Source organism: Streptomyces hamibioticus, assembly GCF_047946815.1.
Lineage (GTDB): Bacteria > Actinomycetota > Actinomycetes > Streptomycetales > Streptomycetaceae > Streptomyces.
In genome coordinates this window covers 5,806,771-5,819,185 of record NZ_JBKKQY010000001.1, presented here as the reverse complement: position 1 = coordinate 5,819,185, position 12,415 = coordinate 5,806,771, and the positions used below count along the sequence as shown (strand labels likewise).

Genomic DNA, 12,415 nt, shown 5'->3' with positions numbered 1-12,415 from the left:
GCGCCAGATCAGTGGGCGCCAGATCCGGGGGACGCTACTGCCAGCTGTGGCTGCCACCCAGCAGCAGCGCGTGCTCCAGCACGTCCTCCGCCGGGTCGTCGATCTGCCCGATGTTGACGTTGACCAGGCCGACCCGGGGCCCGTTGTGCGAGGCGGTGTTCGTCTCGTCGGCGTGCGCGGCCCCCACCGGGAGCCAGCACACGAGAGCCGCCGCCCCCGCCCCGGTCAGCCACCGCGCCACGGCCCGCGCCCGCTCGTTCGTCGTCCCAGCCATACCCGGCCCTCGTCTCATCGGTTCGGCGTCTGATCGGACCCTGCGTCCACCTGTTCATCTGTCAAAACCACCGCGAGGTCACGGTCCGCCTCGGGAATCTGCCCGCCGGCCGTCGGTCACGGCCGAAAAGGCGAAAGCGGCCCCGCCGCCGACGGGGCCGCTCGCGTCCGGACCGTGCCGGAACCGCTGATCGACGGGGCGGCCGGCGCACCCGGCCGCCGGTGATCAGTTGTGGCTGTGCAGGATCTCGTTCAGCCCGCCCCACACCGCGTTGTTCGGGCGGGCCTCCACCGTGCCCGTGACCGAGTTGCGGCGGTACAGGATGTTGGAGGCGCCGGACAGCTCGCGGGCCTTGACGATCTGGCCGTCGGGCATCGTGACGCGGGTGCCGGCGGTGACGTACAGGCCGGCCTCGACCACGCACTCGTCGCCGAGCGCGATGCCGACGCCCGCCTCGGCGCCGACCAGGCAGCGCTCACCGATGGAGATGATCACGTTGCCGCCGCCGGACAGGGTGCCCATGGTCGAGGCACCGCCGCCGATGTCCGAGCCGTCGCCGACCACGACGCCCGCGGAGATGCGGCCCTCGACCATCGACGTGCCCAGCGTGCCGGCGTTGAAGTTGACGAAGCCCTCGTGCATCACGGTGGTGCCCTCGCCGAGGTGCGCCCCGAGGCGGACCCGGTCGGCGTCGGCGATGCGGACGCCCTTGGGCAGCACGTAGTCGGTCATGCGCGGGAACTTGTCGATCGAGGTGACCTGGAGGTGCAGGCCCTCGGCACGCGCGTTGAGGCGGACCTTCTCGATGTCGTCGACGGCGACCGGGCCGAGAGAGGTCCAGGCGACGTTGGCGAGGTGGGCGAAGATGCCGTCCAGGCTCTGGCCGTGCGGCTTGACCAGGCGGTGCGAGAGCAGGTGCAGGCGCAGGTAGACGTCGTGCGCGTCGATCGGCTTCTCAGCCAGGGAGGCGATGACCGTGCGGACCGCGACCACCTCGACGCCCCGGCGGGCGTCCGGGCCGATCGCCGCGGTCGCGCCGCCGCCGATCAGCTCCGCGGCCTGCTCGGCGGAGAGCCGTTCCGTGCCGGACGGGCCGGGCTCGGCGACGAGCTCGGGGGCGGGGAACCAGGTGTCCAGGACGGTGCCGTCGGCGGCGATCGTGGCGAGGCCGGCGGCCACGGCACCGGTGGTGCGGGAAGCAGTCGTGTCGGTCATGAGGGCAACCTAACCGGCGGGAGGCGTCCTGGGCGAACCGGGCCACGGGGCGTCTCACGTGCCGGGCGGGTCCGAAGGGAGCAGCCCCGGGGGGCGGTTCCCGGGACGGCGCCCGCGACAGCCCGGCGGAGACGGCGCCCGCGACAGCCTGGCGGGAACGGCGCCCGCTACCGCCCCATGCGGACAGCACCCACGACCACCCCATGCGGACAGCACCCACGACCGCCCCATGCGGACGGCTCCCACGACCGCCCCATGCGGACAGCGCCCACGACCATCCCGCACGGACGGCCCTCGCAGCCACCCGGAGGGAACGACGCCCGCTACCGCCCCATGCGGACGGCACCCACGACCGCCCCATGCGGACAGCACCCACGACCACCCCATGCGGACGGCTCCCACGACCATCCCGCACGGACGGCCCTCGCAGCCACCCGGAGGGAACGACGCCCGCTACCGCCCCATGCGGACGGCACCCACGACCGCCCCATGCGGACAGCGCCCACGACCATCCCGCACGGACGGCGCCCGCAGCTGCCCCGGGCGGACGGCGACACCCGCGGCCGTCGGATGCGGGGCGCCGGTCGCGCCGGCGAGTGCGCCGCGCCGGGGCGTTCGATGATCAGTCGGCCGGTGCTCCGGCCGACGGGCGCGCGCCGCCCATCACCCGCGCCAGCATCTCGCGCGCGTACCCCTCGTCGTACGGGCTGTCCGTCAGCAGCACCTGCAAGCAGATCCCGTCCATCAGGGCCACCAGCGCCCGCGCCGTCACCGGGCCCGTGCGCCGGGCGAGCAGGTCGGTGACGCCCTCGCACCACTCGGCGGCCACGGGGCGCAGGGCGGGGCGGCGCAGGGCGGCCAGGTACAGCTCGTACTCCAGCTCCACGCCCTCGCGGTCGCCGGCCAGCCACTCGCCCAGGACGCGGGCGAGTTCACCGGCGAGGTCGGCCTCCGGGTCCGCCAGGGCCGGGTGCTGTGCGACGATCTTCGCGAAGCCCTCGTTCGCCTGCCGCAGCGCGGCCACCAGCAGGTCGTCGAGGGTCGCGAAGTGGTACGTCGTGGAGCCCAGCGGCACGTCGGCCTCCGCGGCCACCGTGCGGTGGCTGAGGCCGGCGATGCCCTTGGCGCCCACCACCCGGATCGCCGCGTCGATGATGCGCCGGCGGCGCTCCGGGTCGTAGCGGCGGGGCGACATCAGTGGCCCCCGCCCAGATTGAGGACCACGACGCCGATGATGATCAGGGCGATCCCCGTGGCCTTCACCGCCGTCATGCCCTCTCCCAGGAAGACCACGCCGATGGTCGCGATCGCGGCGGTGCCGACGCCGGCCCAGATGGCGTACGCCGTGCCCACCGCGACGGTCTTCAGGGTCTGGGCGAGCAGCGCGAAGGAGACGATGTAGCCCAGCGCCGTCAGCAGGGACGGGATCAGTCTGCTGAAGCCGTGGCTGTACTTCATGGCGGTGGTCGCGGCGACCTCTGCGGCGATGGCTCCGGCCAGGAGCAGGTATCCCATGTGTACGAGCGTACATAAAGCGGCGGCCCGACACAGCGGAACGGCGGCACCCACCGGTGCCGCCGTTCCCGTGAACCGTCGTCTCAGACGTTGAACCCGAGCGCCCGCAGCTGCTCGCGCCCGTCGTCCGTGATCTTGTCCGGACCCCACGGCGGCATCCAGACCCAGTTGATGCGCAACTCGCTGACCAGGCCGTCCGTGGCGGACTTGGCCTGGTCCTCGATGACGTCGGTCAGCGGACAGGCCGCCGAGGTCAGGGTCATGTCGACGGTCGCGATGTTCGCGTCGTCGACGTGGATGCCGTAGATCAGGCCCAGGTTGACGACGTCGATGCCCAGCTCGGGGTCGACGACGTCCATCAGGGCCTCGCGGAGCTCCTCCTCCGAGGCCGGCTTCATCTCCACGGTCTCGCTCATGCCGTCTCCTTCTCGGCGTCGGCGCCGTCCAGCGCCTGGGACGTCGCGTCCTTCCAGGCCATCCAGCTCAGCAGGGCGCACTTGACCCGGGCCGGGTACTTGGACACCCCGGCGAACGCGACCGCGTCCTCCAGGATGTCCTCCATCGCGTCGTCGGGCTCGATCTTGCCCTTGGACTGCATCAGCTCCAGGAAGGTCTCCTGGATCTTCCGCGCCTCGGTCACTTCCTTGCCGACCAGGAGCTCGTTCAGCACGGAGGCGCTGGCCTGGCTGATCGAGCAGCCCTGGCCCTCGTACGACACGTCACTGATCGTGGTGCCGTCGTACTTCACGCGAAGGGTGATCTCGTCGCCGCACGTCGGGTTCACGTGGTGCACCTCGGCGTCGCCATCCCGCAAGCCCCGCCCGTGCGGGTTCTTGTAGTGGTCCAGGATGACTTCCTGGTACATGGAATCCAGTTTCACCGTTCAGCACGCCCCTCAGCCGAAGAAGTTCCGTACGTGCTCCAGGCCGTCGACGAGCGCGTCGATCTCCGCCGGCGTGGAGTACAGATAGAACGACGCTCGCGTGGTCGCAGGAATTCCGTACCGCAGGCAGACGGGGCGGGCGCAGTGGTGGCCCACCCGGACCGCGATGCCCAGCTCGTCGAGGACCTGGCCCACGTCGTGCGGGTGGATGTCGCCGAGGGCGAAGGAGATCGCCGCGCCGCGCTCCTCGGCCGTCGCGGGGCCGATGATGCGCAGGTCCGGGACCTCCAGCAGCCGCTTCACCGCGTACTCGGTGAGCGCGTGCTCATGGGCGAGGATCTTGTCCATGCCGATCGACTGGAGGTAGTCGATCGCCGCACCCAGGCCGACCGCCTGCGCGACCGGGGGCGTGCCCGCCTCGAACTTGTGGGGTGCCGGGGCGTAGGTCGAGGAGTGCATCGAGACGGTCTCGATCATCTCGCCGCCGCCGAGGAAGGGCGGCAGGTCCTCCAGCAGCTCCTGGCGGCCCCACAGGACGCCGATACCGGTCGGACCGCACATCTTGTGGCCGGTGAAGGCCACGAAGTCGGCCTGGAGGGCCTGCACGTCCACCGGCATGTGCGGCGCGGCCTGGGAGGCGTCGACGCAGAGCAGCGCGCCGACCTCCTGGGCGCGGCGCACGATCGCCTCGACCGGGTTCTGGGTGCCCAGGATGTTGGAGACCAGCACGAAGGAGACGATCTTGGTCTTCTCCGTGATGACCTCGTCGATGTTCGACAGGTCCAGTCGGCCGTCGTCCGTCAGACCGAACCAGCGGAGCTTCGCGCCGGTGCGCTGCGCGAGCAGCTGCCACGGCACGATGTTGGAGTGGTGCTCCATCTCCGTGATGACGATCTCGGTGTCGGAGTCCACCCGGTAGGGCTCGTCGGCCCAGCCGAGCATGTTCGCCACGAGGTTGAGCGACTCCGAGGCGTTCTTGGTGAAGATCACCTCGTCGCGCGAGGGCGCGTTGATGAACTCCGCGACCTTGTCGCGCGCGCCCTCGTACAGCGCCGTGGCCTCCTCGGCGAGGACGTGCACGCCACGGTGGACGTTGGCGTTGTGCTGCTCGTAGTACTCACTGAGTGCGTCCAGCACCTGGCGCGGCTTCTGACTGGTCGCCGCGTTGTCCAGATACACGAGCTTCCGCCCGTCGTGGACCTCGCGGTCCAGGATCGGGAAGTCCTTGCGGATCGCCTCGGTGTCGAGGAGGCCCGGCAGCTGTGTCACGCGACATCCTCCCCTGAGTTCGCTCCGCTCACGGGGCCGCCCTTCGTGTATGCCTCGTAGCCCTCGGCCTCCAGCTTGTCGGCCAGCTCGGGACCGCCGGACTCGGCGATGCGGCCCGCGGCGAAGACGTGGACGTGGTCCGGCTTGATGTAGCGCAGGATGCGCGTGTAGTGCGTGATCAGCAGGGTGCCGACCTCGCCGGTCTCGCGGACGCGGTTGACGCCCTCCGACACCACGCGCAGGGCGTCGACGTCCAGACCGGAGTCGGTCTCGTCGAGGACCGCGATCTTCGGCTTGAGCAGCTCCAGCTGGAGGATCTCGTGGCGCTTCTTCTCACCGCCGGAGAAGCCCTCGTTGACGTTGCGCTCGGCGAAGGCGGGGTCCATGTTGAGGCGCTCCATGGCCTCCTTGACCTCCTTCACCCAGGTACGCAGCTTGGGGGCCTCACCGCGGATGGCGGTGGCGGAGGTGCGCAGGAAGTTGGAGACCGAGACGCCGGGGACCTCGACCGGGTACTGCATGGCGAGGAACAGGCCGGCGCGGGCGCGCTCGTCGACGGACATCTCCAGGACGTCCTCGCCGTCGAGGGTGACGGTGCCGCTGGTGATCGTGTACTTGGGGTGACCCGCGAGCGAGTAGGCGAGGGTCGACTTGCCCGAGCCGTTGGGGCCCATGATGGCGTGCGTCTCGCCCTGCTTCACGGTGAGGTCGACGCCCTTGAGGATTTCCTTCGTGGCGTTGTCGGCCTCGACGGTGACGTGCAGGTCTCGGATTTCAAGCGTTGCCATGGGTGCCTCAGGACTCCTGGGTGAGGGAGACGAGCACGTCGTCCCCTTCGATCTTTACGGGGTATACGGGGACGGGGCGCGTCGCCGGGAGGGCGTCGGGCTTGCCGGACCGGAGGTCGAAGCGCGAGCCGTGCAGCCAGCACTCGATGTGGCAGTCGTCGACCTCGCCCTCGGCGAGCGAGACGTTCGCGTGCGAGCAGATGTCGTGGATCGCGAAGATCTCGCCCTCGGTCCGCACGACGGAGATCGGCGTGCCGTCGAGTTCCACCCGCTTCGGGGTGTCCTCCTCCAGCTCGCCCGCTCCGCAGACACGTACGAAGGTCATGCGACCGACGCCTCCAGCTCCTGCTCGATCTTGGCGATCAGGCGCTCCTCGATGTCCGGGACACCGATCTGCTGGACCAGTTCGGCGAAGAAGCCGCGGACCACCAGCCGGCGGGCCTCCAGCTCCGGGATGCCGCGGGCCATCAGGTAGAAGAGCTGCTCGTCGTCGAAACGGCCGGTGGCGCTGGCGTGGCCGGCGCCGACGATTTCGCCGGTCTCGATCTCCAGGTTGGGGACCGAGTCGACGCGGGCGCCGTCGGTCAGCACGAGGTTGCGGTTCATCTCGTACGTGTCGGTGCCCTCGGCCTTGGCCTCGATGAGCACGTCGCCGATCCACACCGCGTGCGCGTCGTCGCCCTGGAGCGCGCCCTTGTAGACGACGTTCGACTTGCAGTGCGGGACGTTGTGGTCGACCAGGAGGCGGTGCTCCTGGTGCTGGCCGGCGTCGGTGAAGTACAGGCCGAACAGCTCGGCCTCGCCACCGGGACCGGCGTACTGCACGCGCGGGTGCAGCCGGACCAGATCGCCGCCGAAGGTGACGACGACCGACTTGAAGGAGGCGTCGCGGCCGATCAGCGCGTTGTGCTGCCCCACGTGCACGGCCTTGTCGTCCCAGTCCTGGACGGAGACGACGGTGAGCTTGGCGCCGTCGCCGAGGACGTAGTCGACGTTGGCGGCGAGCACCGCGTCACCGGTGTGGTCGATGACCACGACGGCCTCGGCGAAGGCGCCCAGCTCGATGACCTGGTGGCCGTAGGCGGTGCCGCCCTCGCCGTGCACCGCGACGCGGATGGGCTCGGTGAGGACGGTCTCCTTGGGGACGGTCACGACCGAAGCCTGCGCGAAGGCCGAGTACGCCTGGGCGGCGACGCGGTCCACCGGGGTGCCGGCCTTGCCGACCCGGGCGTCGTCGCGGCCGACGGTCTCGACCGTGACGCCCTCGGGAGCCTCGACGGCGACCTTGACGCCCTCGCCGGTGGCGGTGGCGGTGCCGTCGTGCAGGCCGCGCAGCCGCTCCAGCGGCGTGAACCGCCATTCCTCCTCGCGGCCGTGCGGGACCGGGAAGTCGGCCACGTCGAAGGACGGGGGCGCGCTCATGCGCGTCGCTACGGTCGACTCCGCCTCGGCGGCCACCGCGATCGCACCGGCGGTGGTGGAGCCCACCGGCGGGGTTCCCCCCGCCGGAGCGGAGCCGGAAGTGGGGGAGTTCTGAGCCTCAGCCATGGCTGTCGTAGTGCTCACTTTCCGTTACGTAAGGGGCTTGATGGGAGGGACGGCGGGCGGTCAGCCGACCGCGCCCTCCATCTGCAGCTCGATCAGCCGGTTGAGTTCGAGCGCGTACTCCATCGGCAGTTCCTTGGCGATCGGCTCGACGAAGCCGCGCACGATCATCGCCATCGCCTCGTCCTCGCTCAGGCCGCGGCTCATCAGGTAGAAGAGCTGGTCCTCGGAGACCTTGGAGACGGTCGCCTCGTGGCCCATGGACACGTCGTCCTCGCGGACGTCCACGTAGGGGTAGGTGTCGGAGCGGGAGATCGTGTCGACCAGCAGCGCGTCGCAGAGCACGTTGGACTTGGCGCCCGGGGCGCCCTCGCCGATCTCGATCAGGCCGCGGTACGACGTACGGCCGCCGCCGCGGGCCACCGACTTGGAGACGATGTTGGACGAGGTGTTCGGGGCCATGTGGACCATCTTGGCGCCCGCGTCCTGGTGCTGGCCCTCGCCGGCGAAGGCGATGGACAGGGTCTCGCCCTTGGCGTGCTCGCCCATCAGGTAGACGGCCGGGTACTTCATCGTCACCTTGGAGCCGATGTTGCCGTCGACCCACTCCATGGTCGCGCCCTCGTAGGCCACGGCGCGCTTGGTGACCAGGTTGTAGACGTTGTTCGACCAGTTCTGGATGGTCGTGTAACGGCAGCGGGCGTTCTTCTTGACGATGATCTCGACGACCGCGGAGTGCAGCGAGTCCGACTTGTAGATCGGCGCCGTGCAGCCCTCGACGTAGTGCACGTAGGCGCCCTCGTCGACGATGATCAGGGTCCGCTCGAACTGGCCCATGTTCTCGGTGTTGATCCGGAAGTAGGCCTGGAGCGGGATCTCCACGTGGACGCCCGGCGGGACGTAGATGAAGGAGCCGCCGGACCACACCGCGGTGTTCAGCGCGGCGAACTTGTTGTCACCGGCCGGGATGACCGTGCCGAAGTACTCCTTGAAGAGCTCCGGGTGCTCCTTCAGCGCGGTGTCGGTGTCCAGGAAGATGACGCCCTGCTCCTCCAGGTCCTCGCGGATCTGGTGGTAGACGACCTCCGACTCGTACTGGGCGGCGACACCGGCGACGAGGCGCTGCTTCTCGGCCTCGGGGATGCCCAGCTTGTCGTAGGTGTTCTTGATGTCCTCGGGCAGGTCCTCCCAGGACTCCGCCTGCTTCTCCGTGGAGCGCACGAAGTACTTGATGTTGTCGAAGTCGATGCCCGACAGGTCCGAGCCCCAGTTCGGCATGGGCTTCTTCTCGAAGAGCCGCAGGCCCTTGAGCCGGAGCTTGGTCATCCACTCCGGCTCGCTCTTCTTCGCGGAGATGTCCCGGACGACGTCCTGGTTCAGACCGCGACGCGCCGACGCACCGGCCTCGTCGGAGTCGGCCCAGCCGTATTCGTACTTGCCCAGGCCCTCGAGCTCAGGGTGGGCAGTCTCCGTGGGGAGAGTCATGCGGGGTTCCTCCCGGCCGTGCTTGCAGAAGCGGTGTGGGTCTTCGTGGGTGTCTTGGAAGTCTTCGGGATAAACGTCGTGCAGACGCCGTCGCCGTGGGCGATGGTCGCCAGCCGCTGCACATGCGTACCGAGCAGCTCGGCGAAAAATTCCGTCTCGGCCTCGCACAGCTGCGGGAACTGTTCGGCGACGTGGGCGACCGGGCAGTGGTGCTGGCAGAGCTGTTCGCCCTGCTGGGGCCGGGGCGCGCTGCGCGCAGTGGCAGCGTACCCGTCCGCGCTCAGGGCCTTGGCCAGCGCTTCCGTCCGCTGCCCCGGGGCGGCGGCCTCGACGGCCCTGCGGTAGGCGCCCGCCTGGGCGGAGATCCGGGCCCGGGCGAAGGCGGCGACCGCCTGCTCCCCGCCCTCCTGCTCGGCGATCCAGCGCAGGGCGTCCACGGCGAGCTTGTCGTAGGACTGGTCGAAGGCGTCCCGTCCGCAGTCGGTCAGCGCGAACACCTTCGCGGGCCGCCCGCGCGTGCGCGTGCCGTAGACCCGGCGGTCGCGGGCCTCCACGACGCCGTCGGTGACCAGCGCGTCGAGGTGCCGGCGGACGGCGGCCTGGGTGAGGCCGAGGCGCCCGGCGAGTTCGGCGACGGTCGACGGCCCGTGGTCCAGGATGGATCGCGCGACGCGGTTGCGGGTGGACCGCTCACCGGTCGCGAGCTCCTCGTGGGGTGCCTCGCCGACGTTTTTCACAACGCCATTGTTGCGTAATTCATCGGACCCGGGCAAGCGGCGCCCGAACGGCCCGATGGTGCCGTGCATCACTTAGGTAAACCTAATCTGACCTGGGGAAACGATCACTGATCGATCAAACAGGTGGCGCGTCGCGACGCGCTCCGGAAGACTCCCTGACCATGTCCGCACCCCCTCCGACCGGCCCTCTTGTGACCCGCGGCACCCTCGCCGCCGAGCTGCGCGCGCTGGGCGTCCGATCGGGTGAGATCCTCCTGGTCCACTCCTCCCTCCGCTCCCTCGGCTGGGTGTGCGGCGGGCCCGTCGCGGTGGTCCGGGGCCTGCTGGACGCCCTCGGCCCGGACGGCACCCTGGTCGTCCCCACCCAGACCGGCGACCTCTCCGACCCGGCGCTGTGGCGGCAGCCGCCGGTGCCCGAGGAGTGGTGGGACACGATCCGGACCGCGATGCCCCCGTACGACCCCCGGACCACCCCCACCCGCGGGGTCGGCGTCGTACCGGAGACCGTGCGCACCTGGCCGGGCGCGCTGCGCAGCGCACATCCGCAGACCTCCTTCGCGGCGGTCGGCCCGGGCGCGGCGGAGATCGTCGAGGGTCACGCCACCGACTGCCGGCTCGGGGAGCGCAGCCCGCTGGCCCGGCTGGAGCGGCTGGGCGCCCGGGTGCTGCTGCTGGGCGTCGGCTACGGCAGCTGCACGAGCTTCCACCTGGCCGAGTACCGGATCGGCTCCCCCCTGGTCGAAGTGGTCCGGCCCGGGCCGTACGGCTGGGAGCGGGTGACCGAGGTGTCGATCAGCTCCGAGCGCTTCGACGAGCTGGGCCACGACTTCGAACGGGACCGGCCCGTCGTCCGCGGCACGGTCGGCGCGGCCGTCGCCCGGCTGTTCCCGGTGGCGGACGCGGTGGCCTACGCCGAGCGGTGGCTGCCGCTGCACCGCCCCCGCGGGGAGGGCGTCGCGCACCCCCACGCCTGAGGGGCCGCGTCCCTCCCTAGACTCGTGACCCATGCGAAGCGAGCCCGTGGTCCAGGTCCAGGCCCTGGTGAAGCGGTACGGCACGAAGACCGCGGTGGACGGCCTCGACCTGGTGGCCCGGGCGGGAGTCACCGCCGTCCTCGGCCCCAACGGGGCGGGCAAGACGACCACGGTCGAGACCTGCGAGGGGTACCGGCGGCCGGACTCCGGCACGGTGCGCGTCCTGGGCCTGGACCCGGTACGCGAGCCGGACCGGCTGCGGCCCCGGATCGGCGTGATGCTCCAGTCCGGCGGTGTGTACTCCGGCGCGCGGGCCGACGAGATGCTCCGGCACATGGCGAAGCTGCACGCGCACCCGCTGGACGTGGACGCCCTGATCGAGCGGCTCGGGCTCGGCTCCTGCGGCCGGACCGCGTACCGCCGGCTCTCCGGCGGCCAGCAGCAGCGGCTCGCGCTCGCCATGGCCGTGGTCGGCCGCCCGGAGCTGGTCTTCCTGGACGAGCCGACCGCGGGTCTCGACCCGCAGGCCCGCCGCGCCACCTGGGACCTGGTCCGGGACCTGCGCACCGACGGGGTCTCGGTGATCCTCACCACCCACTACATGGACGAGGCCGAGCAGCTCGCCGACGACGTCGCCATCATCGACGCGGGCCGGGTGGTCGCCCAGGGCTCCCCGGAGGAGCTATGCCGCGGCGGCGCGGAGAACACCCTGCGGTTCTCCGGCCGGCCCGGGCTGGAGATCGGCTCGCTGCTCAAGGCGCTGCCCGCCGACTGCTCGGCCGCCGAGCTGACGCCGGGGTCCTACCGGGTCGCCGGCAAGGTCGACCCGCAACTGCTCGCGACGGTGACGTCGTGGTGCGCCCAGCACGGGGTGATGCCGGACCGGATCTCGGTGGAGCGGCACACCCTGGAAGACGTCTTCCTGGAGCTGACCGGCAAGGAGCTGCGCTCGTGACCACCACCGGTACGGGGACCCACGCGCCGAGGCCCGGCGCCGCGCCCTTCCCCCGCATGATCGCCGCCCAGGCCGCCCTGGAGACGCGGATGCTGCTGCGCAACGGCGAGCAGCTGCTGCTGACGGTGATCATTCCGACGCTGCTGCTGGTCCTCTTCAGCTCGGTGGACATCGTCGACACCGGCGCCGGCGAGGCCGTGGACTTCCTCACCCCGGGCGTCCTGGCGCTCGCCGTGATGTCGACGGCGTTCACCGGGCAGGCCATCGCGACCGGCTTCGAGCGCCGGTACGGGGTGCTGAAGCGGCTGGCCTCCTCGCCGCTGCCCCGCTGGGGCCTGATGACCGCCAAGACGCTGTCCGTCCTGGTCACCGAGGTGCTCCAGGTCCTGCTGCTGACGGTGATCGCCTTCGCGCTGGGCTGGTCCCCGCAGGGCGACCCGTTCACCGTCCTGCTCCTGCTGGTCCTCGGCACGGCGGCCTTCTCCGGCCTCGGCCTGCTGATGGCGGGCACGCTCAGGGCTGAGGCCACGCTGGCCGCCGCCAACCTGGTCTTCCTGCTGCTGCTCGTGGGCGGCGGCGTCATCGTCCCGCTGGCGAAGTTCCCGGACGCGGCGCAGTCGGTGCTGGGCCTGCTGCCCATCTCCGCCCTGTCGGACGGGCTGCGGGACGTGCTCCAGCACGGCGCCGGGATGCCCTGGGGCGACCTCGGGATCCTCGCCGTGTGGGCGGTCGCCGGACTGGCGGCGGCCGGGAAGTTCTTCCGCTGGGAGTAGCG

At 71.0% G+C, this 12,415-nt stretch carries 15 protein-coding genes; 3 read left to right on the top strand and 12 right to left on the bottom strand.

Features of this window, described 5'->3' with window-relative positions; genetic code table 11:
- Window positions 1-34 precede the first annotated feature (34 nt).
- The 12 genes from ACLGIH_RS26390 to ACLGIH_RS26335 form a co-directional block, all read right to left on the bottom strand.
- Entirely contained in the window at window positions 35-274 is a 240-nt protein-coding gene (locus ACLGIH_RS26390; RefSeq protein ID WP_416527771.1) for a hypothetical protein, read from the bottom strand.
- Window positions 275-499: 225 nt separating this feature from the next.
- Entirely contained in the window at window positions 500-1,489 is a 990-nt protein-coding gene (gene dapD, locus ACLGIH_RS26385; protein WP_416527770.1) for a 2,3,4,5-tetrahydropyridine-2,6-dicarboxylate N-succinyltransferase, read from the bottom strand.
- Between the two features lie 622 nt (window positions 1,490-2,111).
- Window positions 2,112-2,684, bottom strand: coding sequence for a TetR/AcrR family transcriptional regulator (locus ACLGIH_RS26380; protein WP_416527769.1), 573 nt, complete (start codon window positions 2,682-2,684; stop codon window positions 2,112-2,114).
- Complete coding sequence (locus tag ACLGIH_RS26375) at window positions 2,684-3,004, bottom strand: DMT family transporter (RefSeq protein WP_416527768.1); 321 nt, start codon at window positions 3,002-3,004, stop codon at window positions 2,684-2,686. Before ACLGIH_RS26375 ends, ACLGIH_RS26380 begins: the two co-directional genes overlap by 1 nt.
- An 83-nt stretch (window positions 3,005-3,087) precedes the next feature.
- On the bottom strand, window positions 3,088-3,420 hold the full coding sequence (locus ACLGIH_RS26370) for a metal-sulfur cluster assembly factor (RefSeq protein ID WP_030403776.1): 333 nt from the start codon (window positions 3,418-3,420) through the stop codon (window positions 3,088-3,090).
- On the bottom strand, window positions 3,417-3,884 hold the full coding sequence (gene sufU / locus ACLGIH_RS26365; protein WP_416527767.1) for a Fe-S cluster assembly sulfur transfer protein SufU: 468 nt from the start codon (window positions 3,882-3,884) through the stop codon (window positions 3,417-3,419). The genes ACLGIH_RS26370 and sufU overlap by 4 nt, the downstream gene beginning before the upstream one ends.
- Window positions 3,885-3,899: 15 nt before the next feature.
- Window positions 3,900-5,156 carry a cysteine desulfurase gene (locus ACLGIH_RS26360; protein ID WP_416527766.1) on the bottom strand — a complete coding sequence of 419 codons (1,257 nt, stop codon included), beginning with the start codon at window positions 5,154-5,156 and terminating at the stop codon, window positions 3,900-3,902.
- On the bottom strand, window positions 5,153-5,944 hold the full coding sequence (sufC, locus tag ACLGIH_RS26355; RefSeq protein ID WP_416527765.1) for a Fe-S cluster assembly ATPase SufC: 792 nt from the start codon (window positions 5,942-5,944) through the stop codon (window positions 5,153-5,155). The genes ACLGIH_RS26360 and sufC overlap by 4 nt, the downstream gene beginning before the upstream one ends.
- A gap of 7 nt (window positions 5,945-5,951) precedes the next feature.
- Entirely contained in the window at window positions 5,952-6,269 is a 318-nt protein-coding gene (locus ACLGIH_RS26350) for a non-heme iron oxygenase ferredoxin subunit (RefSeq protein WP_416527764.1), read from the bottom strand.
- Window positions 6,266-7,402, bottom strand: a complete 1,137-nt coding sequence (gene sufD / locus ACLGIH_RS26345) for a Fe-S cluster assembly protein SufD (RefSeq protein ID WP_416529479.1) — start codon at window positions 7,400-7,402, stop codon at window positions 6,266-6,268. Before sufD ends, ACLGIH_RS26350 begins: the two co-directional genes overlap by 4 nt.
- Window positions 7,403-7,552: 150 nt before the next feature.
- Entirely contained in the window at window positions 7,553-8,974 is a 1,422-nt protein-coding gene (gene sufB, locus ACLGIH_RS26340) for a Fe-S cluster assembly protein SufB (RefSeq protein ID WP_416527763.1), read from the bottom strand.
- Window positions 8,971-9,711 (bottom strand): helix-turn-helix transcriptional regulator, encoded by a 741-nt coding sequence (locus tag ACLGIH_RS26335; protein ID WP_416527762.1) that lies wholly within the window; start codon window positions 9,709-9,711, stop codon window positions 8,971-8,973. Before ACLGIH_RS26335 ends, sufB begins: the two co-directional genes overlap by 4 nt.
- Before the next feature lie 161 nt (window positions 9,712-9,872).
- Between ACLGIH_RS26335 and ACLGIH_RS26330 the strand changes: the two genes are divergently transcribed.
- The 3 genes from ACLGIH_RS26330 to ACLGIH_RS26320 are packed head-to-tail and all read left to right on the top strand — an operon-like array spanning window position 9,873 to window position 12,413.
- Window positions 9,873-10,685: an AAC(3) family N-acetyltransferase gene (locus ACLGIH_RS26330; protein WP_416527761.1), complete on the top strand. Its 813-nt coding sequence runs from the start codon at window positions 9,873-9,875 to the stop codon at window positions 10,683-10,685.
- A 31-nt stretch (window positions 10,686-10,716) separates the two neighbouring features.
- Window positions 10,717-11,640, top strand: a complete 924-nt coding sequence (locus ACLGIH_RS26325) for an ABC transporter ATP-binding protein (RefSeq protein ID WP_416527760.1) — start codon at window positions 10,717-10,719, stop codon at window positions 11,638-11,640.
- A gap of 56 nt (window positions 11,641-11,696) precedes the next feature.
- Window positions 11,697-12,413 (top strand): ABC transporter permease, encoded by a 717-nt coding sequence (locus ACLGIH_RS26320; protein ID WP_416529478.1) that lies wholly within the window; start codon window positions 11,697-11,699, stop codon window positions 12,411-12,413.
- The last annotated feature ends 2 nt before the right edge of the window (window positions 12,414-12,415 follow it).

Bases quoted from the DNA above. Each gene is read 5' to 3' on its own strand.
- dapD (WP_416527770.1), bottom strand. From the start codon at position 1,489: ATGACCGACACGACTGCTTCCCGCACCACCGGTGCCGTGGCCGCCGGC.
- ACLGIH_RS26350 (WP_416527764.1), bottom strand. From the start codon at position 6,269: ATGACCTTCGTACGTGTCTGCGGAGCGGGCGAGCTGGAGGAGGACACC.
- sufC (WP_416527765.1), bottom strand. From the start codon at position 5,944: ATGGCAACGCTTGAAATCCGAGACCTGCACGTCACCGTCGAGGCCGAC.
- ACLGIH_RS26330 (WP_416527761.1), top strand. From the start codon at position 9,873: ATGTCCGCACCCCCTCCGACCGGCCCTCTTGTGACCCGCGGCACCCTC.
- ACLGIH_RS26375 (WP_416527768.1), bottom strand. From the start codon at position 3,004: ATGGGATACCTGCTCCTGGCCGGAGCCATCGCCGCAGAGGTCGCCGCG.
- sufB (WP_416527763.1), bottom strand. From the start codon at position 8,974: ATGACTCTCCCCACGGAGACTGCCCACCCTGAGCTCGAGGGCCTGGGC.
- ACLGIH_RS26325 (WP_416527760.1), top strand. From the start codon at position 10,717: ATGCGAAGCGAGCCCGTGGTCCAGGTCCAGGCCCTGGTGAAGCGGTAC.
- ACLGIH_RS26320 (WP_416529478.1), top strand. From the start codon at position 11,697: ATGATCGCCGCCCAGGCCGCCCTGGAGACGCGGATGCTGCTGCGCAAC.
- ACLGIH_RS26390 (WP_416527771.1), bottom strand. From the start codon at position 274: ATGGCTGGGACGACGAACGAGCGGGCGCGGGCCGTGGCGCGGTGGCTG.
- ACLGIH_RS26370 (WP_030403776.1), bottom strand. From the start codon at position 3,420: ATGAGCGAGACCGTGGAGATGAAGCCGGCCTCGGAGGAGGAGCTCCGC.
- ACLGIH_RS26380 (WP_416527769.1), bottom strand. From the start codon at position 2,684: ATGTCGCCCCGCCGCTACGACCCGGAGCGCCGCCGGCGCATCATCGAC.